A 22131-nucleotide genomic window follows, 5' to 3' on the forward strand; every position below is an offset into this window, starting at 1 on the left:
GGTTATTCCGCCGGATCGTACGCCAGGCTTGGCATCAACCAGCGTTCAGCCTCAGCCTTGGTCAGGCCTTTGCGTTCAGCATAGTCCTCAACCTGATCAACGCCAATTTTGCCAACGGCAAAGTATTTGGCTTCCGGGTGGGCGAAGTACCAACCGGAGACCGCTGCGGTTGGATACATGGCGAAATGCTCCGTTAGCTGGAGGCTGGTGTTGGCGGTGGCATCCAGCAGTTTGAACAAAGTGGCCTTTTCGGTATGGTCCGGGCAGGCAGGGTAGCCGGGGGCCGGGCGGATACCACGGTAGCGCTCCTTGATCAGGTCCTCGTTGGCCATCTGTTCATCGGTGGCATAACCCCAGAATTCCTTGCGCACCCGTTCGTGCATGCGTTCGGCAAAGGCTTCGGCCAAGCGGTCTGCCAGGGCCTGCACCATAATAGCGCTGTAGTCGTCGTGGGCGTTTTTGAACTCAGCGGTCAGTTCGTCCACGCCGATGCCTGTGGTCACCGCAAAGCCTCCGACATAATCGCCCAGGTGCAGACTCTCCGGCGCCACGAAATCTGACAGCGCCATCATTGGCTTGCCCGGAGCTTTCTCATCCTGCTGACGCAGGTGGTGCAGGGTAGTGAGCTCTTCGGTCCGGGATTCATCGGTGTACACGACAATGTCATCACCCCGACGATTGGCGGGCCAGAACCCAACAACGCCTCTTGCCGAGATCCGCTGATCCCCGATCATCTGTTTCAGTAGTTTCTGGGCATCGTCAAACAGGGTACGTGCGGCTTCGCCTCTTTTCGGGTCGTCGAAAATGGCCGGGTATTTGCCGGCAATGTCCCAGGAAATAAAGAACGGTGTCCAGTCGATGTAGTCCACCAGTTCCTTCAGATCATAGTCCTCGAAGACCCGGACACCGGTAAATGCGGGCTTGGGCGGCTGGTAGTTCTCGAAATCGATTTCCGGTGCACGGGCACGGGCTTCTTTCAGCGACACCAGCTTGGTGCGGTCACCACGGTTTTTACGGCGTTCACGAATTTCGTCATATTCGGTGCGAGCTGCTTCAACGAAAGCGGGCTTCGCGGTCTTGCTCAACAGCTGGGACGCTACGTTCACGCAGCGGGATGCATCAGAAACGTAAAGGGCGATGTCGTTCTTGTACTGGGGCTCGATTTTGACTGCTGTGTGGGCTTTCGAGGTGGTGGCACCACCAATCATCAGCGGGATATTGAAGTCCAGTCGCTGCATTTCACGCGCTACGTGCACCATCTCATCCAGTGACGGTGTGATCAGGCCGCTCAGGCCAATCATGTCGACATTTTCTTTTCGGGCTGTTTCCAGAATCTTTTCACAGGGCACCATCACGCCAAGGTCGATTACCTCGTAGTTGTTGCACTGCAGGACAACGCCAACAATGTTCTTGCCAATGTCGTGTACGTCGCCCTTGACCGTGGCCATCAGTATCTTGCCCTTGGCCTGCTGGTCTTCAGTTTTCTCTGCTTCGATGTAGGGAATCAGGTGGGCCACGGCCTGCTTCATTACCCGGGCGCTCTTGACCACCTGGGGCAGGAACATCTTGCCGTCACCGAACAGATCGCCGACCACGTTCATGCCGGCCATCAGAGGGCCTTCGATCACTTCAATGGGATGGCTGGCGTTCTGACGGCAGGCTTCCGTGTCGTCGATGATGTAACTGGTAATGCCTTTAACCAGGGCATGCTCCAGGCGCTTCTCAACGGGCCACTCACGCCAGGCGAGATCTTCTTCTTTGGCCTGGCCGCCTTTGCCTTTGAACTTTTCGGCCGCCTCAAGCAGGCGATCGGTGGAATCATCCCGGCGGTTCAGAACCACGTCTTCCACCAGTTCTTTCAGGTCCGGCTCTATTTCGTCGTAGATCACCAGTTGGCCCGGATTCACGATGCCCATATTCATGCCGGCCTTGACCGCGTGATACAGGAAAACCGAGTGGATGGCCTCACGTACCGCATCGTTGCCGCGGAATGAGAACGAGACGTTGCTGACGCCGCCGGAGATAGAGGCGTGGGGGCAGTGCTCCCGGATCCAGCGCGTGGCGTTGATAAAGTCCACCGCGTAGTTGTTGTGCTCTTCAATGCCGGTGGCAATGGCAAAGATGTTGGGATCAAAAATAATGTCAGCCGGGTTGAAGCCGATGCCGGTCAGCACATCATAGGAGCGTTTGCAGATTTCAGTCTTGCGTTCGAAGGTATCGGCCTGGCCGTCTTCGTCAAAGGCCATCACCACCACGGCAGCGCCGTAGCGCATACAGTCCCTCGCACGTTTGATGAACTCTTCTTCGCCTTCTTTCAGGCTGATGGAGTTCACCACGGCTTTGCCCTGGATACAGCGAAGACCCGCTTCGATCACATCCCACTTGGACGAGTCGATCATGATCGGCACGCGGGAAATGTCCGGTTCAGAGGCCACCAGGTTCAGGAAGATAACCATCACCTCCCTGGAATCCAGCATGCCCTCGTCCATGTTGATATCGATGATCTGGGCGCCATTCTCAACCTGGTCCCGGGCAACGCTCAGGGCTTCTTCATACTGTTCTTCCTTGATCAGTCGCAGGAAGCGCTTGGAGCCGGTTACGTTGGTGCGTTCACCCACGTTGATGAACAGGGTGTTTTCGTCACCGGTAAACGGTTCCAGGCCGGAGAGCCTGAGTGCTTTCGGGCGATCAGGGATCTGTCTGGGCGGATACTTGGCCACGGCCCTGGCGATGGCTTCAATATGGTCCGGGCGCGAACCGCAACAGCCGCCAATGATGTTGAGAAAGCCGTCTTTGGCAAAGCCTTCAATGATCTCGGCCATTTCCTCCGGGGTCTGGTCGTATTCACCAAACTCGTTGGGCAGCCCGGCGTTGGGGTGGGCCGATACGTAGGTTTCGGCCTTGTTCGACATTTCTTCCACATAAGGCCGCAGCGCGTCCGCGCCAAGTGCACAGTTCAGGCCCACGGAAATCGGTTTAGCGTGGGCAACCGAGTTGTAGAAGGCTTCAGTGGTTTGGCCGGACAGGGTTCGGCCAGAGGCGTCGGTGATGGTGCCGGAAATCATGATCGGCAGCTCAATACCACTGTCTATAAAGAACTGCTGAGTCGCGTAGATTGCTGCTTTGGCGTTCAGGGTGTCGAAAACAGTTTCAATGAGAATAAGGTCTGAACCACCTTCAACCAGGCCGGAAACTGCCTCGTAGTAATTGTCGACCAGAGTCTGGAAATCCACGTTCCGGTAACCGGGATTGTTCACATCCGGTGAAATAGAAGCGGTGCGTGAGGTGGGACCCACGGCACCGGCTACAAAACGTGGCTTTTGGGGATTCCTCGCGGTGAACTCGTCGGCAATTTCCCGTGCCAGCTTTGCCGCAGCCACGTTCAGTTCCCTGGCCAACTCTTCCAGACCGTAGTCGGCCTGCGACAGCTTGGTGGAGTTGAAGGTGTTGGTCTCGATAATGTCGGCGCCTGCGTCCAGGTACTCTGCATGGATGTTGCGGAGCAGGGCAGGCTGGGTAAGGTTCAGCAGATCATTGTTGCCCTGAACCTCCCGTTCGTAATCCTTGAACCGATCGCCCCGGAATGCAGCCTCATCCAGTTTCTGGTTCTGGATCATGGTGCCCATGCCACCATCAAGAATGACAATCCGCTCCTTGAGGGCTTGGTGCAGCTGTTCCAGGCGTGTATTGCGATCGGTCATAGAAAACTCTTCCGGGTGTCGTTATTAACGTCGTGTTTTACGTTTTGGCGCGGGATCATAGCAAAAATGCTGAAAGGCGTCTTAGTACGGATGATCATTATCAAGTTCCGTTTTGCCTGTCCGCCGTTGGGATAAGGGAAACTGATTACCCCATTAATGCCCGACTATTTTACTTGGTCTTTTATGTTCCGGCGATCTTTCATAAAATGTCAGTCACACTTGATAACAGGTAGGAAGCATGGCTCTGGTAACTGTGACTAATTCCGCAAGGGATTATCTTGCGCAACTGATTGAAAAGCAGGACGTTGAAGGTATGGGCGTACGCATTTTCGTGACCCAGCCCGGCACCCGCAACGCAGAAACCTGTCTGGCATACTGTCCGCCCAATGAAGTTGTGCCAACCGATGAGCAGGTCAACCTGGAGAAGTTTACTCTGTATCTGGACCATAATTCGGTGCCGTTCCTGGAAGACGCCTATGTCGACTATTCAAAGGATCAGATGGGCGGGCAACTGACCATCAAAGCGCCTAATGCCAAGGTGCCGCAGGTGGCTGATGATGCGCCCCTGCCGGATCGTGTGAACTACGTGCTGGCCTCTGAAATCAATCCCAACCTGGCAGCTCATGGCGGTGATGTTTCGCTGGTTGAGATTGTTGACGAATCGGTTGCGGTGTTGCGCTTTGGTGGCGGGTGCCAGGGCTGCTCTGCGGTCAGCCTTACGCTGAAGCAGGGTGTCGAGAAGACCCTGAAGGAACGCGTACCTGAAATCTCCGCGGTGCGTGATGTGACAGACCACTCGAATACCGAAAACGCTTACTATCAGTAAGTTGCACCCTTCCTCCGGCAGTCGCCCCTTCTCTGGCGGCTGCCAGAAACACCCGCCTTGTCTGGCTACACGGCCAATGGCCTGTTAAGCGCAATACTTCATTATCGGTCACATAAACAGAATCAAAGCCCGGGTATTATCCGTGCCGTGTGAGCGAACGCTTTTCTTGATTTCGGGGTAACGCTTGACTGACCTTGCTCTTGTGTCCGTGCCTGTAATGGCTGCCGTGGTGGGATGGTTCACTAACTGGCTCGCCATTCAGATGTCCTTTCATCCTGTCCGGTTCATCGGCGTTGGGGTTATTGGCTGGCAAGGGGTGATTCCGCGCAAGGCCGAGAAAATGGCCCACATCTGCATTGATCGCACACTGCAGAAGTTTGGCGACCTGAATTCTGTGTACCAGAAGCTGGAGCCCAACCGCATTGTGGAACAGGTGGTGGCTCAGGTAACGCCCCGTATGGATGAGTACATTGACGAGGTCATGTATGAAATCCAGCCAGTGCTCTGGGATAACCTGCCGCTGTTTGTTCGTGCCCGGATCTATCAGTGGGCACGGCAACAGTTACCCAATCGGGTAGAAGAACTGGTGGAGGATTTTGGTGACGACCTGGATGAGCTGGTCGATCTCAAGGCTCTGTTGAGTCGGGAGCTTCAGAACCATCCGGACCTGATGAATCGTATATTCCAGCAGGCCGGTGCGGTTGAACTCAGGTCGGTCATTAATCGGGGCGCGATTATCGGTGCCTTGATGGGCGCGGTGCTGGCGCCGGTTTCGGTGTTCTACCCCCAGCCCTGGTTACTGCCGGTAGGCGGCTTTTTTATTGGCTTTATCACTAACTGGATTGCCATCAACCTGATCTTTGCACCGGTGCGCCCGCGCCGGGTATTGTTCTGGCAGTTGCAGGGGCTGTTCCTGCGTCGACAGGATGAAATCAGCGATATCTGGGCGCGCCTGGTGGCGGAGGAATTGATCACGGTGGAGAAAGTCGCCGATGCCATGATCAACGGTCAGCATGGTGACCGTACCCGCGCCATCATCCAGAAACACCTGCGCCCCATGCTCGACAATTCCATGGTCATGAAGCTGGCGGCCCAGGTGTCTGTGGGCATGACCGGTTACACCGAGCTCAAGCGCGTGATGAATCAGAAAGCGGTGCTGGCAACCCGGGATGTATTCAGTGATCCCGCTTTCAATCGGGAGCGTGCACCCGTCGTGGCGGGGGTGCTGGCCAGCCAGATGAAAGCCCTGCGCCCGGAAGAGTTCCAGGACATCCTCAGGCCAGCGTTCCGGGAGGAAGAAATCCAGCTGATGTTCGTAGGTGGCTTGTTTGGTGCCGTGGCCGGGCTCGTTCAGTTTCTTGCCATGACCGGCTTGCCCCAGGCCGTACTGGGCTGACCACACCAGGGAGAATAGCGTATGCCAGTTTGGGCACAGATCCTCACGCAGGTTTTACTGACAGCGGCCACCGTAACGGCCGTTCTCTTCGGTTTCTGGTTCTGGGTGGTAAAGCCATGGCTGGCTGAGCGCATTCAGGAACTGATTGATACCGCCAATGAGATTGAGCCGAGGGTGACCAGTGGCGTTCAGAAAGGGGTTGCTGAATCTATCCGGCAGATACCCCAAAGCGCCTGGGACGGTGCCACCAGGGAATCCACTCGCCAGTTCCTCAAGTTTGGTTCGAACCTGTTTGAAAACGGGCTGAGCACCTTTCTGGGGGCCGCTGCCGAAGAGCAACAAGCCAATCAGGCGCGGTCAGCCGAAAAGCGGGACAGGTAACAGCGCGACATCTTCCACTGGCTCAGAGGCAATTCGTAGGGCGAGGCAGTCCGGCAATCCTGCAGGCTGTTTTGGCGGGGGTTCCGGGGAACAGTGTCATCAGATAGATGCTGTCGCCTTTCTCGTCCCCCAGCGCTTCTCTTACGGCCTTCACGAACAACCGGTTCGACGGTGGCGACATCTCATGCTGTTTATAAAAACCCCTTAAAAAGTATATGATTTCCCAGTGTTTTTCCGTTAACTCAATGTCGTCTTCCTGAGCGATTTCCTGGGCTACCTCATTGGTCCAGGTGGCCGCGTCCTCCAGAAAACCTTCGTTGTTTCTCACAGGCGAATTAGAAGCACTCATGGTTTACCAGTTGATGATTCGTGAATGATTGACGGTCAGCTGCACAAAACCGGCGTAGTCGACCAGTTGCTCCGCGGGCACGCGGTTAGCCACGGCGCGCGCATTCGCGTCTGTCTCCAGGCCATAAGACGCCCCTGGCAGCTGTCTTTCCCGATCAAGCAGTGCGAGCACCGCATCCTCAATCAGCAGTAGCGTGTCACCCTGCTGAACAGATGCCAGACAATGCCGGAACCTGGCGTGTTCCGGAGCCTTGTTGATGATGTGCAGGGTAGTGTTGACGTTCTCAGGCATGACAGGGTCCTATCCGGCAAAAACGACGCGGCTATACTGGCCCAGGGTTTCGGAAATTGACTCCGCTGCCGTAGTCCCTGGCAGTAAATCGCTGGTCTCCAGCCCGTACTTCGCGCAAGCCCGGGAATCCACCAGTATCTGTTCAACGCCGAACAGGGCGGCCGCAGCGAGATTCTTCTCCACAGATTTCTGGCCGACGGCGTCGGCGGCCTGGCCTTTGCACAGCCAGTTGACGCCAGCCCCCAGAAACAGCATAGCGGCAGGCTGGTCGAAGGCTGCCAGAGAGAAGGTCATGTCCAGCGCTTCTCGTCCAGTCCAGGAGCCATAGGGTGGCTGATCGATCACAATCAGGGTGGTCATGGTCAGTGTGCCCCGTGAAAATAAAGAACCCGGTTGGACTTCAGGTTACCCTCTACCCATTCGCCAAGACCGGCAATCTCGAAGGGTGCCCTGAGATTGCTGGCGGTCAGTTCGTAACGGGCCTGTTCGGTCTTATCGACAATGCCACGGCGCAGGGCTGAAGCAATGCAGGCGACCGCTGTGATGTTGTTCCCGGAAAGGAATTCAGACCACAGTCGCGGCCAGTGTTGCTCATCGGAGGGAGGAGCGCTCAGGGCCGACGCCAAGTGTACGCCATCACCATACAGGAACACCCGGTCGATACGGTGGCCCGCTTTCAGCAGGGCCTGAGCGAATGACAGGGCAGTCTGGGGAGCCTGTGTTGCCCAGGGGGCACCGGTAATCACGAGTGTGTAACTGAGTGGCTGAGGCATGGAACTGGATGCTGACTGATGGAAACCCTGCAAGTGTACCTAAAGCAAAAACCCCGGCATAGGCCGGGGTTTTCCAATACATCAGGTTTGCGATGATCAATCGTCGCCACTGAATGCGGACAATAAGTGCAGCAGAGCCACAAACAGGTTGTAAATGTTCAGGTACAGGCCTGTGGTGGCAATGATGTAGTTCTGTTCGCCACCATTTACGATGCGGCTGGTGTCGTACAGGATAAAGCCTGACATCAGGAACACGATGGCAGCACTGATCGCCAGGCTGAACGCTGTAATCTCAACGCCAAACATGGCCGCGACAATAGAGCCCAGAGCAGCAACCAGCACAACAACCAGGCCCGCCACGAGAATGCCTCTCATGAAGCTGAAGTCTTTTTTAGTGGTAAGGACATAGCCTGACAGGGCAAAGAAGACCAGCGCGGTTCCTCCGAGAGCCTGCATCACAATCTGGCCACCGTTAGCCAATTGCAGGTAGTAGCTCAGTGTGGGCCCGAGTGATAGCCCCAGAAGGCCGGTAAACCCGAAGACGACGCCGATACCGGCACTGCTGTTGGCGGTACGTGGCAGGACAAACCAAACAAGCGCCAGGGCGCCCAGGCTGCATACGAGGCTCGCGCCGCGACCAAGCCCGACGGACATGGATACAGCTGCCATGACCGCACTGAAAAGCAGCGTCATGGCCAGCAGGGTGTAGGTGTTGCGCAAAACCTTGACCGCTTCCGGCCTGATGGCGTCCGTGGCAGAGCCACGAGCGATCATGCCGCCGCTCTGGTTCTGCGAATAATTGTACTGTCTGTTCTCCATTGTCATCTCCGTTTAATGCGACTGGATACTGTAGACCATGATAGTGTCGAAACCACAACTTTCAATCATTTACGACAGTAAATGAGGGAATGGATTCCATTAAAGCGCGGTAACCTTGTATAAGCTCTGATCAGAAGTTGCGGAATTTGCTTTGTTTTTATTTCAGGGCGTTGACAGAGGGGGCAAATCCGGTATCATTCCTCCCGCTGTCGACAAGGCAGCAAGCCGAAGCGTTTCCCGATGCTTCGACAAGACGGTGGGCTGGCAGAGTGGCTGAATGCAGCGGTCTTGAAAACCGCCGACGGTTAATAGCCGTCCCGGGGTTCGAATCCCTGGCCCACCGCCATTTTTCCTTTCAAAACAGTCTCTTATCTCCCGAAAATCCAAAAGGCCTACAACTTGGCCCACATGCCTGATTCGCTTGTTTTTCACCAACAATCGAAAAGGAATGTGACCATGAACAAATTCTCAAAAGAACTCGTTGAAGCCATTGCGGCCCTCTACTCCGGTGATGCCATGAAAGGCGATCCTACCGAGATTCAGATTACTGGCCACGTTGTTTGGCTTGCCCAGCAGGCAAAAAAGCAATCTGCAGCGAGTGATTCAGAAGGGAGCAAATTTTCAGACTACCTTACCGATTGCCGTTCGCGCCTGTTGGATGCAGACGCATTGCTGAATTATTTGCACAAACCTGAAAACCTGAATCATATGCTTGAGAGTGACTCCCCAGAGGTCACCCTGGCCGCAATGATTGAGCGCACGTTCGATCTTGTATCCGATGCCTGCGGAAAGACTGAGTTGCTTTGTAAGCAATACGAGGCTGAACCAAAGTCTCTGCCCACACCAAATGATGCACAAGCCACGCATGAGTCAAGGGTGGAGGATGCCGGCGCCGAGCATTTCAACAACATCGACATGATCCATGAACACACCCGATCCATGTTGCTCATGATGCTGGTATACCTTGAGCAAGCCAGAGATGGAGGCTCAGAATTGAGCGGTCTCATTGTTGAAAACTATGTCGGCCAGATGATTGATAATATGGACCGAGCGGGTCAGGAAATGAGGGCGCTCGCTGAAGTTGGGCGCTGAGCTGCGATTGCGACAATGAGGAAGGTGAGAAAATGAAAACACCAACAGAATACTATTATGTCTGTCGTCCGGACCAACCAGCTTTCCCGCTGTCGCCTGAGTTCGAGAAGATCGAGCAGGCGCAAGAATGGCAAAGAAAACAAGGCGACCCAACTTTAAAAATTGCCCGGGCTGGGTTTTGCTGAAAGTTGACGCAGATTTGCGTCAGTACGGTTATCGAACGTTCCCCGCTGAGGGGTGTTGATACTCTGAGTTTTGCGAGTAGTCCGTGAAAGCCCCGGGGAACTCCCGGGGCTTATGATTTACTGTGTTTTGTCGGACAATTGACCGGTTACTGCTTGGTGGCCGGCGCTGCCGCGTTGGTTTTCTGAAGCCTGTCGTAATTCCGTTTTGCGTTGCCTTTGGCGGCCTCTTTCAGAAAGTCGTGGTCCTTTTTCGATAACTTTCCCTGGAATTCCAGAAGCATAATCATTCCGTGAGCCATGCTGAGATAACGCTCTAGCTGAAGCTCGTCGGTTGCCACCTCCATTGTTTGGAAAACGTAGCCCAGTGGGTGGTGTTGAAATCTTTCTTTAAACTCTTCGCTGGTCATGCTGTATGCCTTTTTCAGTGGGGGGTTAGTTGCCTTTCAGGCCCAGGAGCATTTCTTCACCTTCGGCGTTCACCTTTGCCTGCAGCTTCTCGAGGATCTGCCACCAAATGGCTTCCAGGTGGGGCTCAAGGCCGTCTGCTTTAATCGTAAGCTGGGCATCGCCGTTTCGGAGTTGTCGTGTTTTTTCCTTAACCCACTCCACTTCAGCCTCGGTCAGTTTCTTCTGTAGCTTCATCTGGTCGTCACGAAGCTCGTTCTCTTTCTTGATTTGCTTTTCGATACCCCACTTATCCCGGAAGCTGTCGGCATCGCCAAGGAGCTCGAAAAGGTCACCGGCAAACTTCGTAGAATCTCCAAATGTCGATGAAATGGAATCCAGTAGGGCCTCCACCTTTTTAGCGTTGGCTTCTGCCTCGGCAATGTTCAGGTCTACGTTTGCCTCAATGTTGGCTATCCGTTCATTGCTGGCGATTTTCTCCATCTGAACGTAATAATCTTCAGACTTGGCGATGGCCTTTTCCGTTTTGGTGGCGTTGTCGTCCATGGCGTCACCAGATCGCACGATGGCGCCGGACCAGCTGTTAACCTTGCCGGTGGCCTTGTCGTATCCGAGAACCAGAGTTTCGTTGTTCTCCGCCAGCTGCTTGGTGGCCCGGCCAACGTTGCCGAGTGCGTCCCCGCTTTTGCTGGCCTCACCCTGCAGGCGCTCTACTGCGTTGGCGGAACGGTTGAGGTTTTCCCCGGTACCGCTCATGGCTTCGTTGAGGTCGCCATGTTTGTTGGCGGCGTTTACCAGTTCGTTGGCGTAGTCCTGCCAGGCCCGCTGGGTGTCCTTCGTAGCTACTTCGGTTTTGCCCAGTTTTTCAGCCAGGCTGGCGTTCATGTCGCGCAGATCTTGGGTGTCTTGAATCAGTTTCTGCTGGGCCTCGGAAACTGGCGCCATCGCCTTGGCGATTTTCTCCAGCTCATCCTTGTTGAATTGCTCATACAGCCAGCCGCCGATAGAGTTGCCGAACTTTTCCTCCAGCGGTTTGATGATTGTCTCGTTGATGATTTCGCCGATGGCATAGCCGCCAGCCAGAGCAAAACCGATGAGGCCGCCTTTCCCGACTTTACCCATCTTTTCAAGTTCGCCCAGGTTGCCCAGTAGGGCCTTGAAGCCTTGTGCACCGGCCAGGGCGGTTAACCCAGAGCCAACGGATTGCAGGCCGCCAGCCAGACCCCCCAGAAGGGGCAGAACTGTGTCAATGGCCTTGGCAATACCGAGCAACTCTCCAACGCTTTTCTGGGTAGCGGAATCCAGATTCTGGAATTCCTCAATGCCGGCGCCAATGGCGTCGAATAGCGGCTCCAGGCCGTTGATGATGCCGGCTGAAACGTTGGTCAGTGCGGTGAAAGCATCCACTACTTTTTGCAGGGCTTGCTGCAAGCCTTCTGCTGTGTCCAGGTCGATATCACCGAATACCGCGGTTACCGCGTCCCCGAGTTCATCCCCCAGGCCGTCGAAGGCCGCCAGCAACTGCGAGAAGTCCAGGCCCTCGAAAGCTTCCGGCAAATTCTCGGCAATGATGTTGACCTGTTCGGAGAACCGTTCCAGGCCACCCCGGAGGGCGTCAAACAACTTATCCGCGTTGTCACCCTGTAGGGCTTGCTGGAAGGCTTGAACGAGGCTTGTGGTAGCCTGGGTGGCGGCTTTCGTTTCCTCGATGTACTCCATCCCGGTAACTTTGGCTGCCGTGGTGAATGCGGCCCGAAGTTGGTTCAGGGCGAACTCTGCGGACTGGGTGCGGACCTCGAATTCTCGGAGCGTGGAACCGCTGGCCTCCAATGCTACTTTGAGAATTTCCTCGGAGCGTTCCGCGCCATTCAGAACCGCCAGGAACCGGCTCATTTGCTCGGCGCCGGCAATGACCGTTGCCACGCGCTGTTTCTCGTTGTCGTCCAGGCTCTGGGTGGCTTCAATCAGGTCATACAGAACATCTTTGGTGTTCCGGCGCTGGCCGTCGATTTCAAGCTGAATGCCCAGCTCATCCTCCAACAGTTCCTTTCGCTCTTTGGTCGGTTTGATGAGATTGGAGATTGCCGTTTTCAGGGCGTTGGCCGATTCGGATCCGGAGCGGGTCACTTCAACTACCGGTGTCAGCAGGGCGGCGGTTTCCTCGAAAGTCAGCCCGAGCGTTTTGGCCACCGGCGCCAGGACCTTGAAGCCGTCCCCGAGCTGAGCCACTGAGGCGCCGGCATTGTTGGAAACGGCGTTCAGCACGTCCAGCAGGTTGGCGGCATCGGCAGCCGGAGCCTTGAAGCCCGCCAGCGTACCAATCAAAAGGTCCGCCGATTGCTGGGTGGTCAGATCCGCAGCGTTAACCGCCAGCAACGACTGTTCAACGAGTGTTAACGAGTCGTTGATATCGAAACCGGCCTGGCGGAAATCTGCCGTGCTCTGAACAATGGCTCCGGCGTCCACCCCAAACTGGTTGGAGAGGTTGCTGAAAGTGTCCGCGTAATCGGCTGCAGCTCCCTCGTTTTCGCCCATGACTTTCTGAAGGTCAATCAGGGCCGCCTCAAAGCTAACGGCTTCCTTGGCAGCAAAGGTGAGGGCGGCGGCCCCCAGGGCAACCAGTGAAGTCTGCAACTTCAGAATACTGTCGGCAGCATCCGCCAGCGGGCCGGTGATGTTGCCGGTTTTATCGACGAGTGTATCAAGGTTCCTGCCAACGGATGAGATAGCGGGGCCGGTTTTATCGACGCCACCAAAAATCAATTCAACGGTTTTTTTCAGGTCAGCCATGATGTTTACCCTCAGTGGTAGCCGCTTGTCTTTGCGGCGGTGATAGCGGTTTTAAGTAACTGTGCTGGGTTGTCCATGTGTTGAATGAGTGGGCTGGCGTCAATGCCTGCGGCCTGGGCGATGTCCCTCAGTTCCCGGGCAAGCTCCAGCTTTTCTTTAACCGCCTTTCGAGGAATCGGGCGTTGGCATAGAGCAACGAACAGATCATCTTCGGAATTGGCGATGCACAATTTCAAAATGTCATCCTTCGTGGCCAGGTCGTATTCCTGGCGTAGCTCCTGCTCGATCGCTTGAAGTTTTTTCAGCTCCGCTTTGAATGCAGCGGAGGCCCGTTCAGCTGCGGCCAGTCGGCTGTTCAGCTTGGCGAGGGTGCTCTGGGTAGTCATTGGTTCTCTCCTGTCTCTGGAATCATCAGATGAATCAAATCTAGTTTATTGTTTTTTATAGGGTTTCCCGTCCAACTGGTGAGGCCCCATGTAGCGCCAAAAATTTTCCGAATACCGGGTGGTTGCCCCGTCCCCGCGGAGTTTTTGAGGTGCCAGGGTCCCCCGGGTTTTTCAGGTGGTGTAAGTGACTACCGTTTGTGCATACTGAACAGCCAATGTGTTCACTGGTGGCCGTGGGTGATTTCTCACTGAATCCACTGCAAAGAGAGAACTGAATAAACACCCCCCTTGGTAAACTATAAGGTGTACACATAGCGACTAATGAGCGCGCCCAAAACTGCATGACTGATACACATAGCGACCAGTGGAAGGGGGAGGGAGGGCGCAAAACCCCTGACTGATACACATAGCGACTACATTGATACGAATAGCGACTACAGTTTTTAATTTTCATGCTGCAAGTTTCTCCAAATTCAGATAGCGGGCGCTGGGGGCCTGGGTTGGTTTTATGTCGAGCTTGCCTTTGCACTCGTCGATAGGGCGCCACGTAACGGCGTAGAGAGAGCACCGGTTCCGGCCTCCCTGCCTGGTCTGCTCCAACAGGCCGGCTTCAGTCAGCGCTTTGAGGGCCTTGTTCAGGGTTCCCGGTGACCGCCACCCCTTATCCCTCAAAACGCTCCATGAGGCCGTCAGATCGCCGTTGTTGTTTCCGCAGAACTGGCCGGCAACATCAACCAGCAATTTCACCGCCCAGCCGTCCAGGTTGAGATAGGCCTCACTCTTCAGAACATCGCGGGGTATATGGAGGTACCCCGCTTGTCCTTTCCGGCCCTTGTGCTTTGCCCTGGGGTCTTTGGCCGGCATCCGTTCAGGCTCCCTGGCAGGCGATAGCGAGAAGCTCTCGGGCGAGGGGAATGGAGTCCCGGGACAGTTGGTAGATTCCAGGCCGGCACAGAGTTCCATCCTCGTTGATGAGGGTTCGCCTCAGGCAGGCGATGGTCAGGCCCCGGCTCCGTAAAGTGGCAATGTACTGAGGCGAGTTGCTCACACGACCTATTCTGTCGGCTTGCTCACGACTGACCGGGCCCATGAGGAGGGCGGTTAGGATTCGTCGTTCTCGAGCTAACAGTGGGGTGGAGATTCGGACTCTATTTTGTTCGGGCAGGGGTGTGCTAAGATTGTTCATGGTTTTATTCCTCCAGGAAGGCAGCTCACCAAATGGGCGTGGTGAGCTGCCTTTTTTTCAGCTCTTGCGAATGTCCGCCAAAATTCTCGCAACTCTCTCAGAAACCAATTCCTCATCGGCGCTGATTGTGCTGTTGTCGATTCCGTAATAGCTCCCCATATCAAGCTTGATGCGCCCGCTTAACCGGCTGAACTCATCCCCATCGCCGTGGGTGCCCGATAGCTTATTGGCTACCAAAATCTCGTGGAGTGCTGCCCCGACCTCATCGAAGGCCTTCAGGATCCTTTGAAGCCCCGCATCGTGAATTTCCTTGGCGTACAAACTCAGCTGACAACGGAATTCCTGCTCTGCCCGTCGCTTGGTTTCTGAGAGATCCGCCAGCCGTTTCTCGTAGCCTCTTTGGGTGGCGCCGGCCAGGCTGGCGGTCTCCTCCTGTTCCGCCAGCTGTTTCCTCAGCTTGGTCAGGTGGGTAGTTGCTTTCTTGAGGTCAGCTTCAGAGCCTTCGCCCAAGTCCAGGTCAGCCGCCAGCAGATCACGGTCAGAAGCTGCTTGGGCGATTTCATCTTTCAGAGATTCAATACCCTCTGTCGGTGTCCGGGCTGCAGCTTCTTCCCGGGCCTGCTCAATTCGGTCTATCTGTGTTTCGAGTTTTGTGATTTCGGCTTGCGTCTGTTGAAGGTCTGCCAGTGACACCGCGGGAGGGTTGTTGATGAGCCGTTCTTCCTCTTTGTCCAGGTCATCCAGCTGTTTCTGGAATGGGCGTATTTCTTCCTGAAGCTGTGTGGTGTTCTGCGTTGCCTGATCCAGCTTACGACGAACCTGAGCTATGTCATCTGACCGGCCGGCATTCCGCCAGCCGTGCTTGGGGGGCGGTGAGGTGAGCTCCTGGAGCTGTTTCTCAAGATTCGCTTGGCCGCCTTGAGCATTTGCCAGCCGGCTCCGAATGTCGCTGAATTCTGGCATGAGCTCTTCACGTTCGGCCGCGATTTCCCGGAGACGATCGGCGCGTTGTGCTGCGGTTAGTTTTTTCATGCAACGGCCCTCCCTGTCGGTTCCCAAGCATGTTGGGGCATTTGATCGCGTTCGGCGATGCGGGCCTCAATCCAGGCGTTTACCTCTGATTCAAGCCAGCCAACCGCGGAACCGTGACGGTGACGGGTGAGCTTGATGGATTTGGGGAATTCCCCGGCTGTTTGCAGATCGTAGAGCGTGCTGCGAGAGAGGCCGGTTCGGCGGAGAGTTTCAGCGAGTCGAATGATGGTTTGATTGGCAGCGGCCATAACATACCTCTGTATTTCAGGTGTAGTTATGCCGTTGAAGGGCAGGCCCCAGGATACAAAGCGAAATTGTAGAGACGCTAACGCCCTGTTATCGTTCGGGGGCTATTTGGAGTCGCATCTTAATAGCGCCCATCCTTCAACGGCTCTGGGTTCGGGCGGATACGGTTGCCTGGTACGCTTCCGTATCCGCTCACTTCCGAACACGTCCTAACCCTGCCGCTTTAATCCAAAGTCCGCAAGCTGATCTTCCCGAAAATGCCCGCACTCCCTCGCCTGTGGAGAACTTACCCAAGATTCAACTGGTTACGGTATGTTATTCGTTGCTATCCGTAGACGTCCGCCAGCGGCTGCTCACTATGCATGTGGCGATAGCGTCAGCAATCTTTTTTGAGTTGCTTTATTGAAAAATACAATGATTATTCAGGCTTCTTTCGCTTTGAATGGCAGAATTGAGCGTCCAGATTTCAGTGAGTCGAGGTATTCCGCCCGCTGCTGTAACATCGCTTTTCGCTCTTTCAGCCTGGCCGCTCGGTTTCGTCGTATGCGGCGGCTACTTAGTTTCGCTGGCGGTGAACAAGTTGCAGCTCGATGACTTCCGGCTGCCAGCCCATTTCATGCAAAAGTGTTGACGCGGTTGCCCGGAATCCATGACCAACCATAACCTCAGTGTCATAGCCATGCTCCGGAGCGTGGTGTTGATCGTGTTTTCCGTGAGTGGCCTCCCGGATCTGATTGCCTCGAATACGAAGGGACGACGGCCTGTGATTTGTTACAGTGGCTTGAGGATCTCGACTGCTTGGCGGGGCAGGGGGATGATGTGGTTCGGTACCTGGCTCGCCCGCTTGGCTTTCAGTGTGCCATTCGTCTTTTCGCCGGGAACAATCCAGGTGCCGGCATGAAGATCAATCTCCCAACTAAACCGCCTTTCTGAGCTCCTCGGGCCGCAAGAAATTCATGGGCGCCAACTTCAGTGCAGCGCAAGCTGTCGGCTGGCCTGCATAGGCCTCAATGGCCCGTAACAGCCCGCCGAGTTGATCCGACTTTGTTATGGAAACTCTGATTTTGCTGGCATGGATTTCAGGAGGCCGCGAAGGTCGGCTGCAGGATCTGTTTCAGCCCAGCCATCTGAAATAGCGAACCTGGATACCTGGCTGATTCGCTGTTTTATTCTGTGCGCGGTTTCGTACTTGCCCTGTGCTTGGATCTTTCGGAGCACCAGTGCCGGCTCAATACCAGTGATGGGGGTATTGCCAGGTAGAGGTAATTCCATTCTGCGAGCAGGTTTCATTAACGCTGCTGTTTTGTGGGCAGGCCTGCAGTGTTTTCTCCGCGTATAACAAACCGGCGCACGGCAGGGCCTCTTCACTGAGTATTTGTCTCAGTTACAGTCTCGTTGAACCTCTCGCTCAGCTTCTCGTTTCCAGGACTCCAGCTGATCTTTTTCCCACTGCTGATATCCGCGCCTGCCAAGCTCTCGCAAGCGCACTTCGTACTCCTCTACCCGATCCTTGGAATACTTGCAGGCCCAGCTTTCTTCAGGCCCTCGTGCTGCCTCAGCTCTGGCAGCTGCCTCGCGGCGATCCACCTTCCGCTGCAATTCCTCACGCTTTCGTTTCAGCTCTAACCGTTGGGCTCGCAGCTCCAGGTCTGAGGATGCAGGGTTTCCCTTGCCCATGGCGCCCGGAGAGCTTTCCCGGATATGAACAGATTCGTGTTGGCCAGCCGGCGGCTGAGTGCCAAAATGAGTAACGCCGTTTTCATCGGTCCATTTGTAGACCTGGGCAGCGGCGGAAAATGAGAGTGTGGCCAGAAGCAGAGCAAGAAAGCGCATGAGATTTACCTCCCTGTAACGATATGTAACAGCCTAGCATAAGGACTTTGGCTGCGTCCTCCAGACAGAGCCATCTACACATCGGCCAGTTTCTTGGCCCCGGCTTCAGGCAGGCAGGGCGGGGTGTTCGGTCGTGTGGAGGTGGTCGTGGCATGATGCCTCGAAAATTAGGCGGTCTGCGCGGTCCGCGTCCCCAGTATGGAATGGCATTCTTTAGGGGCCCGGCGATCCGCCAGCGCCATTACCTGTCTGTTCCGGTGTCATCGGGAGGCTGTGTTTGCCGGTGGCCTGCTGGCGGTCTGAAGGCGCGTTGCTCGGTAGGCTTCCAGCAGTTCCGCCAGCAGTAAGACACCAACATCAAGCGGTAGGCCATCCGAAGATCTCCCGGCGCTGGCGGTTCCGCGCCCCCGTGGTGAGTTGTTGCCGGTAGTACCTTTCGGGGTTTGTCCGCCAGCAGGGGCCGGCCTGTACCAGTTGCCGCTGGTGTTGTTATGGCGCGGTGCCGTTGGCGTGCAGCAGGTTATAGAGCACGTAGCTTGCCGCGCAGAGGGCCCCGTATTGTTCGCTTGCATCGTGTTCAGGGAAAAACAGAACATCATGCAAAACCTGTTCAATATCGGCGGCTATGCCCTCATGTTTCAAACCTTCAGCCAGGGCGCGGGTAATGTCCCCGGCCCTGTATCGGTAGGTTGTCGTGGGAGTAGGGTGCAAAGGCGTTACGTTGGACATGGACATTGCTCCGGCTGGTTGGCGTCCTGGTATGTCTGAAGGTAAGCCCGCCTAAGTTTGGCCCCCGTGTCACAGTAGCGGCTTTGTGGTGCATTGCAGGCAGGGCAGGCCATGGCGTGATTCAGGAATGATTCATGGGCGGCCCGCCATGCCCGCTCATGCTCTTTGGCTTGCTGGGCCTTCTGGCGGTTTCTGGCGGCGCCCTGGCGTACCACTTGGGTAAGGTGGTGTTCTATGTCGTGTAGGGGCATGCCGTGGGTCTCCATCAGCCTGAAGTAGTCCGCCAGCCGGGCCTGGTCATAACCGGGGCAGTTCTTGGCTATGGCCTGCATATCGTCATCAGACAGCAGGGCCCGCAACATGTGGGCGTCAGCTTTCAGGGTGCGGGCAATCTCCAGTAGTACGGCGTCAGGGTTCTGCCGTTCCTTCCCCTCAAGGGGCTGCGGATTTTGCGGATTTGCGGAAAACTCCGGGCAGCCCTTTGTTTTCGGGGGTTCGCTGGCTTTTGGCGTTTGCGGATTTTTGCGGAGAGTTGCGGAAAAATCACGGGCCCGCAGCTATCCGCAGTTTTCCGCAATGCTTCCGCAAGCTCTCCGGCCCGTGGTTGTGGGCTTTCCGCAGTTTCCGCAGAATCCGCAAGGGGTGGCGTTTGTGCCTTCTGCCGTTGCCTTATCGCTCCCATAAGATCAAACATTGTCTGGACCCTCCCTCAGCTTCCAGGCGCGGGGTTTGTTGTTGGGGCCAGTGACAGAGACAACGGCGTGCCCGTAATCCACCAATAGGTTTAGAAGTTCTCGGGCTTTCGTCGCTTTGCGGTAGGCAGCTGGTAGTTTCTTGAAGTGATCGGCTATCAGCTCTCCCCCGTTCTGCCTGATCCAGCCCGCCAACTCTCGTGCCTCGTGTTCAGTTGTGCTCTGTGCCGCTTCCTGCGTTCGCTGGATCATGGTTTGCAGGTAGTACTGCATCAGCTCGGCGGCCCGGTTTATATGTTCCGGGGTTGGTGCTGAACGGCTTTCAACATAGGACAACACGGCAGCAATCCGGGCGGCGTTATCGGCCGCTTTGGCGGCGAACTCCCGTATTACGGCTAGCTCTCCATGCGGTGATAGTTGTTCCTCTATGGCATCGTGAACCGTTACCCAGGCATCAAAGGCGGGCCCGGTGATGGGCAGGGTTTCCGGTTCCAACTCCCCGGCTTCATCGGTGGGTAAGGGCTGGCGTATAAGTTCCCCTAGGGCATCCCAGAAACGGGTAATAGCCGGGTCACTGGCGACGTTTTCATCGTTGGCGCGGCCCGATAAGAAACGACTACCCACCAACGACCGGTCACTGCATACCAGGAAGCGGGCAAGAAAGCCCTGGCCCATCATCAAACGGTCTGACAAAACTTTGTCAGCGATAACCGGCTGAATCATCAGGTGGGTAGCCAGGCGGCGGCCTGCCAGTACGCCAGACTCCCCGGCCCCCGCTCTGGTGCGGGTGATGGGTTTCCCGTCCCATAGTTGGGAGAGCATGGTAATAATCCGGCCTTTGGCCTCATCTGCCATGCCGTGCCCGTTGAAGAATGCCCCGCCTTCATCTGAAAACAGGCCAGCGATAGCCAGGGCGTCAAGAAAGTGCTTATAGATTCCCTCTGCCGTGGGTTCTTCCATCAGGATATGGGGGCGCGGTGGTTGGACTGGTCGGTTTTTTTCCAGCTCCGCCAGCTCAGCCGATAGGGCGTTTTGCTCGTCATGGGTCAGCGGACGGGGTTTCTTGCCGCTCCCCTTGTAGGTTCCCGTAATGCTTTTGTAGCGCATTTCGTGGGCTTCCAGATCGGCCCGGTATTCAGCCATAAGGGCGTCATACTCAGCCCGGCGCTCTGCCTGATATTCATAGATGGGCTTCATAGCCTGGCTATCGAGTGAACTCTTACGCTCCCCGCTGGCGGCTATGGTCAAACAGTACAAAGCTGTGGGGCTGGTCCCTACGTTGCCCTTTTTCACGTTGGCGTGGCCCTGTACCGCCAGCGAAGTGACCGCCAGCACAGATTGAGCGGCCATCCCCAGCGGGGTTTGGACGTAATAGGCCAGGGCCTTTGCTGCGTTGCCCAGCAGCTCTCCCAGGGCATCCACCGGGTAGGGTGGCGGCGGGGTTCTTCCCGCCAGCGGTATAGGGGCTGTATCAATACCGGGAAGTGGGGCGCTTAAGTTGGTTCTTGGGTCTGTTGCAGTAATGGGCGGCTGCTTGGTCATTACCGCCCCCTTTGCCAGTTTTGCAGGTCGTTGAAGTCTGACAGGTGCAGCGGTGCAGCTGGCGGCCATTCCGGCAGGGCGAACCGAGCCCCAGCAGCCAGCGCGGCGGCCCTTGCGGCTGTGGCTCCGGGGTTGCCCGGTGTTTGCCGGTCATCATCTCCGCAAACAATCAGGTCAGCACAAGGCCAGCGATTACGGGCCCTGGTTGCCACAGCTTGAAGGTTGCCGCAATCCACGGCGGCCAATACCAGGGCGGCGGGGTCTATCTCCGCCAGGGTGCAGCCGGTGGCGTAGCCCTCACAAATCAGAACGCGGGTGGGATAGTCCGGGCCATCCACTACGATGAAATGACCGGCCTTCTTGCCGCCAGCCATCAACCGCTTGTCCCCGGTCTCGTCTATCGTTTGCAGGCTCCATGCTTTGCCGGTGAAGTCCGCCAGCAGTAACACAAGCTCCCGTCCCTTCTGGCGGGCCCGGTGCGGCTGTATGCCTTTGCGTTGCAGGTAGGGGTGTAATGGGTCTGCCGGGCTGCATGAATGCCAGTGGCGGGCGGCTGCGGCGGCTCTGGCTTCCCATTGCCGGGCCTGTTCTTCCTCCCTGGCCCGTTTGGATTCCGCCATCCGGCGTTTCAGTTCCCGGCGCTCGTCAGGGTTCAGGGTATCTCCGGTTCCGGCTACCCACTTTGTTTCAGCTCCGGTGCTCCAGTCTCCGGCAATAACGACAAACGGCAGGCCCCGGTCATGGTAGGCGATCAGCCATCCGTTTTTACTGCGGGGCTTGCTGGCGGTGCCAAACCGTACCGGCTTGCCTTCAGCATCAGCCAGGCGGGATAGCAGGGCGTCAGGGTTGGCCGGTTCTATGCCAGCTTCCAGAAGGGCGGCGCGAATGGAATCCAGGCGCTCTGCATAGTTGGCGGGGGTGCTATACTGACTCTGGGTTTGGTGCCTTGCCCCTTCGGGGGCGGGTGCCTGTTTCATGCCTGGCCCCTCCCGCTTTCTTGCATATCAATCCAGTTGAACAGGTCCTCGATTGCGACGACTTTGCAGCCGTTCACTCTCTCGATTCTGAGCTGCCCCAGGGATACGGCATCGGTGACTGCAGAGTTCGTCAGATTGACTGTGCGTGGCACTTCGGAAACAGCCAGGTACTGCCGGCCATTGCGGAAGAACCAGCCAGGCTTAACTGGTTTATCCACCCTCATGCTGTGGCCCCCCTGCTGGCTTCCCAGGCTTCAATCTCTGAGAGTTTCCAGCGGGTGCAGCCAGGTCCGAGTTTTACGGGGGAGGGGAAAGAGTCTTTTTTGGCCCAGCGCCAAGGCGTAACCAAAGATACTTGATAACGAGAGGCAAGCTCTCGGGCTGAAAGGTATTTCTCTGTCTGATCTGATTTCATTTCATGACCTCGGGTGCTTTCTGATAACAACGAGGTCAGTAAATCAACGCGGGCCATTGATTTGGCGCAGTTGCGTTATGTGGTT

Annotated in this window: 26 protein-coding genes and 1 tRNA gene; 6 read left to right on the forward strand and 21 right to left on the reverse strand. The window is 56.2% G+C overall.

Annotated elements, in window-relative coordinates:
• Positions 1-2: 2 nt before the first annotated feature.
• A complete protein-coding gene (gene metH / locus JIF53_RS01275) occupies positions 3-3701 on the reverse strand; it encodes a methionine synthase (RefSeq protein WP_199451650.1) in 3699 nt (1232 codons plus the stop codon).
• 238 nt (positions 3702-3939) lie between these two features.
• Here metH and nfuA point away from each other — a divergent pair, with 238 nt between their 5' ends.
• The 3 genes from nfuA (at position 3940) to JIF53_RS01290 (ending at position 6304) form a co-directional block, all read left to right on the forward strand.
• On the forward strand, positions 3940-4527 hold the full coding sequence (gene nfuA, locus JIF53_RS01280; RefSeq protein WP_199451651.1) for a Fe-S biogenesis protein NfuA: 588 nt from the start codon (positions 3940-3942) through the stop codon (positions 4525-4527).
• Between the two features lie 184 nt (positions 4528-4711).
• Complete coding sequence (locus JIF53_RS01285) at positions 4712-5923, forward strand: DUF445 domain-containing protein (protein ID WP_031210544.1); 1212 nt, start codon at positions 4712-4714, stop codon at positions 5921-5923.
• Between the two features lie 21 nt (positions 5924-5944).
• A complete protein-coding gene (locus JIF53_RS01290) occupies positions 5945-6304 on the forward strand; it encodes a hypothetical protein (RefSeq protein ID WP_023010138.1) in 360 nt (119 codons plus the stop codon).
• 22 nt (positions 6305-6326) lie between these two features.
• Here the strand turns inward: JIF53_RS01290 and JIF53_RS01295 are convergent, their stop codons facing one another.
• From JIF53_RS01295 to JIF53_RS01315, 5 genes are all read right to left on the reverse strand, one after another.
• On the reverse strand, positions 6327-6653 hold the full coding sequence (locus JIF53_RS01295; RefSeq protein ID WP_113880103.1) for a TusE/DsrC/DsvC family sulfur relay protein: 327 nt from the start codon (positions 6651-6653) through the stop codon (positions 6327-6329).
• Positions 6654-6656: 3 nt separating this feature from the next.
• Positions 6657-6944 carry a sulfurtransferase complex subunit TusB gene (gene tusB / locus JIF53_RS01300; protein ID WP_022991207.1) on the reverse strand — a complete coding sequence of 96 codons (288 nt, stop codon included), beginning with the start codon at positions 6942-6944 and terminating at the stop codon, positions 6657-6659.
• A 9-nt stretch (positions 6945-6953) separates the two neighbouring features.
• On the reverse strand, positions 6954-7304 hold the full coding sequence (locus tag JIF53_RS01305) for a DsrE family protein (protein WP_022991208.1): 351 nt from the start codon (positions 7302-7304) through the stop codon (positions 6954-6956).
• Between the two features lie 2 nt (positions 7305-7306).
• Positions 7307-7717: a sulfurtransferase complex subunit TusD gene (tusD, locus tag JIF53_RS01310; protein WP_023010142.1), complete on the reverse strand. Its 411-nt coding sequence runs from the start codon at positions 7715-7717 to the stop codon at positions 7307-7309.
• A 96-nt stretch (positions 7718-7813) separates the two neighbouring features.
• On the reverse strand, positions 7814-8536 hold the full coding sequence (locus JIF53_RS01315) for a Bax inhibitor-1/YccA family protein (RefSeq protein ID WP_199451652.1): 723 nt from the start codon (positions 8534-8536) through the stop codon (positions 7814-7816).
• 255 nt (positions 8537-8791) lie between these two features.
• Between JIF53_RS01315 and JIF53_RS01320 the strand changes: the two genes are divergently transcribed.
• The 3 genes from JIF53_RS01320 to JIF53_RS01330 all read left to right on the forward strand — a co-directional run bounded on the left by JIF53_RS01320 (position 8792) and on the right by JIF53_RS01330 (position 9813).
• A tRNA-Ser gene (locus tag JIF53_RS01320) sits at positions 8792-8882 on the forward strand.
• Positions 8883-8992: 110 nt separating this feature from the next.
• Positions 8993-9628, forward strand: a complete 636-nt coding sequence (locus JIF53_RS01325) for a hypothetical protein (protein ID WP_199451653.1) — start codon at positions 8993-8995, stop codon at positions 9626-9628.
• Positions 9629-9660: 32 nt separating this feature from the next.
• The gene (locus JIF53_RS01330; RefSeq protein ID WP_199451654.1) at positions 9661-9813 is read left to right on the forward strand and encodes a hypothetical protein; all 153 of its coding nucleotides are present in this window, start codon (positions 9661-9663) and stop codon (positions 9811-9813) included.
• A 146-nt stretch (positions 9814-9959) separates the two neighbouring features.
• On the opposite strand, the gene JIF53_RS01335 is transcribed toward JIF53_RS01330, so the two are convergent.
• The 15 genes from JIF53_RS01335 to JIF53_RS19725 all read right to left on the reverse strand — a co-directional run bounded on the left by JIF53_RS01335 (position 9960) and on the right by JIF53_RS19725 (position 22103).
• Complete coding sequence (locus tag JIF53_RS01335) at positions 9960-10220, reverse strand: hypothetical protein (protein WP_199451655.1); 261 nt, start codon at positions 10218-10220, stop codon at positions 9960-9962.
• 25 nt (positions 10221-10245) lie between these two features.
• Entirely contained in the window at positions 10246-13008 is a 2763-nt protein-coding gene (locus JIF53_RS01340; protein WP_199451656.1) for a phage tail tape measure protein, read from the reverse strand.
• Positions 13009-13019: 11 nt separating this feature from the next.
• Positions 13020-13394 carry a hypothetical protein gene (locus tag JIF53_RS01345; RefSeq protein ID WP_011785000.1) on the reverse strand — a complete coding sequence of 125 codons (375 nt, stop codon included), beginning with the start codon at positions 13392-13394 and terminating at the stop codon, positions 13020-13022.
• A gap of 450 nt (positions 13395-13844) precedes the next feature.
• Positions 13845-14258: a hypothetical protein gene (locus JIF53_RS01350; RefSeq protein ID WP_199451657.1), complete on the reverse strand. Its 414-nt coding sequence runs from the start codon at positions 14256-14258 to the stop codon at positions 13845-13847.
• Between the two features lie 4 nt (positions 14259-14262).
• Positions 14263-14442: a hypothetical protein gene (locus tag JIF53_RS01355; protein WP_199451658.1), complete on the reverse strand. Its 180-nt coding sequence runs from the start codon at positions 14440-14442 to the stop codon at positions 14263-14265.
• 195 nt (positions 14443-14637) lie between these two features.
• On the reverse strand, positions 14638-15612 hold the full coding sequence (locus tag JIF53_RS01360) for a hypothetical protein (RefSeq protein WP_199451659.1): 975 nt from the start codon (positions 15610-15612) through the stop codon (positions 14638-14640).
• The gene (locus tag JIF53_RS01365; protein WP_199451660.1) at positions 15609-15860 is read right to left on the reverse strand and encodes a helix-turn-helix transcriptional regulator; all 252 of its coding nucleotides are present in this window, start codon (positions 15858-15860) and stop codon (positions 15609-15611) included. Before JIF53_RS01365 ends, JIF53_RS01360 begins: the two co-directional genes overlap by 4 nt.
• A gap of 1045 nt (positions 15861-16905) precedes the next feature.
• Positions 16906-17148: a phage integrase central domain-containing protein gene (locus tag JIF53_RS01370; RefSeq protein ID WP_199451661.1), complete on the reverse strand. Its 243-nt coding sequence runs from the start codon at positions 17146-17148 to the stop codon at positions 16906-16908.
• A 90-nt stretch (positions 17149-17238) separates the two neighbouring features.
• Positions 17239-17691 carry a DUF4124 domain-containing protein gene (locus tag JIF53_RS01375; RefSeq protein WP_199451662.1) on the reverse strand — a complete coding sequence of 151 codons (453 nt, stop codon included), beginning with the start codon at positions 17689-17691 and terminating at the stop codon, positions 17239-17241.
• Positions 17692-18180: 489 nt separating this feature from the next.
• Entirely contained in the window at positions 18181-18420 is a 240-nt protein-coding gene (locus JIF53_RS01380) for a hypothetical protein (protein WP_199451663.1), read from the reverse strand.
• The gene (locus tag JIF53_RS01385) at positions 18408-18782 is read right to left on the reverse strand and encodes a hypothetical protein (RefSeq protein WP_199451664.1); all 375 of its coding nucleotides are present in this window, start codon (positions 18780-18782) and stop codon (positions 18408-18410) included. Before JIF53_RS01385 ends, JIF53_RS01380 begins: the two co-directional genes overlap by 13 nt.
• 324 nt (positions 18783-19106) lie before the next feature.
• The gene (locus JIF53_RS01390) at positions 19107-20654 is read right to left on the reverse strand and encodes a YfjI family protein (RefSeq protein WP_199451665.1); all 1548 of its coding nucleotides are present in this window, start codon (positions 20652-20654) and stop codon (positions 19107-19109) included.
• Positions 20654-21631: a toprim domain-containing protein gene (locus tag JIF53_RS01395; protein WP_199451666.1), complete on the reverse strand. Its 978-nt coding sequence runs from the start codon at positions 21629-21631 to the stop codon at positions 20654-20656. The genes JIF53_RS01390 and JIF53_RS01395 overlap by 1 nt, the downstream gene beginning before the upstream one ends.
• The gene (locus JIF53_RS01400) at positions 21628-21855 is read right to left on the reverse strand and encodes a hypothetical protein (RefSeq protein WP_199451667.1); all 228 of its coding nucleotides are present in this window, start codon (positions 21853-21855) and stop codon (positions 21628-21630) included. Before JIF53_RS01400 ends, JIF53_RS01395 begins: the two co-directional genes overlap by 4 nt.
• On the reverse strand, positions 21852-22103 hold the full coding sequence (locus JIF53_RS19725) for an AlpA family phage regulatory protein (RefSeq protein WP_199451668.1): 252 nt from the start codon (positions 22101-22103) through the stop codon (positions 21852-21854). Before JIF53_RS19725 ends, JIF53_RS01400 begins: the two co-directional genes overlap by 4 nt.
• Positions 22104-22131: the final 28 nt, after the last annotated feature.

Origin of the sequence: Marinobacter sp. bablab_jr008 (genome assembly GCF_016464145.1) — a bacterium.
GTDB lineage: Bacteria > Pseudomonadota > Gammaproteobacteria > Pseudomonadales > Oleiphilaceae > Marinobacter > Marinobacter nauticus.

What these genes read in the sequence shown, in the direction of transcription:
- JIF53_RS01395 (WP_199451666.1), bottom strand. Translation starts at nt 21,631, where the DNA reads ATGAAACAGGCACCCGCCCCCGAAGGGGCAAGGCACCAAACCCAGAGT.
- JIF53_RS01390 (WP_199451665.1), bottom strand. Translation starts at nt 20,654, where the DNA reads ATGACCAAGCAGCCGCCCATTACTGCAACAGACCCAAGAACCAACTTA.
- JIF53_RS01400 (WP_199451667.1), bottom strand. Translation starts at nt 21,855, where the DNA reads ATGAGGGTGGATAAACCAGTTAAGCCTGGCTGGTTCTTCCGCAATGGC.
- JIF53_RS01295 (WP_113880103.1), bottom strand. Translation starts at nt 6,653, where the DNA reads ATGAGTGCTTCTAATTCGCCTGTGAGAAACAACGAAGGTTTTCTGGAG.
- nfuA (WP_199451651.1), top strand. Translation starts at nt 3,940, where the DNA reads ATGGCTCTGGTAACTGTGACTAATTCCGCAAGGGATTATCTTGCGCAA.
- tusB (WP_022991207.1), bottom strand. Translation starts at nt 6,944, where the DNA reads ATGCCTGAGAACGTCAACACTACCCTGCACATCATCAACAAGGCTCCG.
- JIF53_RS01315 (WP_199451652.1), bottom strand. Translation starts at nt 8,536, where the DNA reads ATGGAGAACAGACAGTACAATTATTCGCAGAACCAGAGCGGCGGCATG.
- metH (WP_199451650.1), bottom strand. Translation starts at nt 3,701, where the DNA reads ATGACCGATCGCAATACACGCCTGGAACAGCTGCACCAAGCCCTCAAG.
- JIF53_RS01375 (WP_199451662.1), bottom strand. Translation starts at nt 17,691, where the DNA reads ATGCGCTTTCTTGCTCTGCTTCTGGCCACACTCTCATTTTCCGCCGCT.
- JIF53_RS19725 (WP_199451668.1), bottom strand. Translation starts at nt 22,103, where the DNA reads ATGGCCCGCGTTGATTTACTGACCTCGTTGTTATCAGAAAGCACCCGA.
- JIF53_RS01370 (WP_199451661.1), bottom strand. Translation starts at nt 17,148, where the DNA reads ATGAAACCTGCTCGCAGAATGGAATTACCTCTACCTGGCAATACCCCC.
- JIF53_RS01330 (WP_199451654.1), top strand. Translation starts at nt 9,661, where the DNA reads ATGAAAACACCAACAGAATACTATTATGTCTGTCGTCCGGACCAACCA.
- JIF53_RS01305 (WP_022991208.1), bottom strand. Translation starts at nt 7,304, where the DNA reads ATGACCACCCTGATTGTGATCGATCAGCCACCCTATGGCTCCTGGACT.
- JIF53_RS01380 (WP_199451663.1), bottom strand. Translation starts at nt 18,420, where the DNA reads ATGTCCAACGTAACGCCTTTGCACCCTACTCCCACGACAACCTACCGA.
- JIF53_RS01360 (WP_199451659.1), bottom strand. Translation starts at nt 15,612, where the DNA reads ATGAAAAAACTAACCGCAGCACAACGCGCCGATCGTCTCCGGGAAATC.
- JIF53_RS01350 (WP_199451657.1), bottom strand. Translation starts at nt 14,258, where the DNA reads ATGCCGGCCAAAGACCCCAGGGCAAAGCACAAGGGCCGGAAAGGACAA.
- tusD (WP_023010142.1), bottom strand. Translation starts at nt 7,717, where the DNA reads ATGCCTCAGCCACTCAGTTACACACTCGTGATTACCGGTGCCCCCTGG.
- JIF53_RS01325 (WP_199451653.1), top strand. Translation starts at nt 8,993, where the DNA reads ATGAACAAATTCTCAAAAGAACTCGTTGAAGCCATTGCGGCCCTCTAC.
- JIF53_RS01385 (WP_199451664.1), bottom strand. Translation starts at nt 18,782, where the DNA reads ATGTTGCGGGCCCTGCTGTCTGATGACGATATGCAGGCCATAGCCAAG.
- JIF53_RS01345 (WP_011785000.1), bottom strand. Translation starts at nt 13,394, where the DNA reads ATGACTACCCAGAGCACCCTCGCCAAGCTGAACAGCCGACTGGCCGCA.
- JIF53_RS01365 (WP_199451660.1), bottom strand. Translation starts at nt 15,860, where the DNA reads ATGGCCGCTGCCAATCAAACCATCATTCGACTCGCTGAAACTCTCCGC.
- JIF53_RS01340 (WP_199451656.1), bottom strand. Translation starts at nt 13,008, where the DNA reads ATGGCTGACCTGAAAAAAACCGTTGAATTGATTTTTGGTGGCGTCGAT.
- JIF53_RS01290 (WP_023010138.1), top strand. Translation starts at nt 5,945, where the DNA reads ATGCCAGTTTGGGCACAGATCCTCACGCAGGTTTTACTGACAGCGGCC.
- JIF53_RS01335 (WP_199451655.1), bottom strand. Translation starts at nt 10,220, where the DNA reads ATGACCAGCGAAGAGTTTAAAGAAAGATTTCAACACCACCCACTGGGC.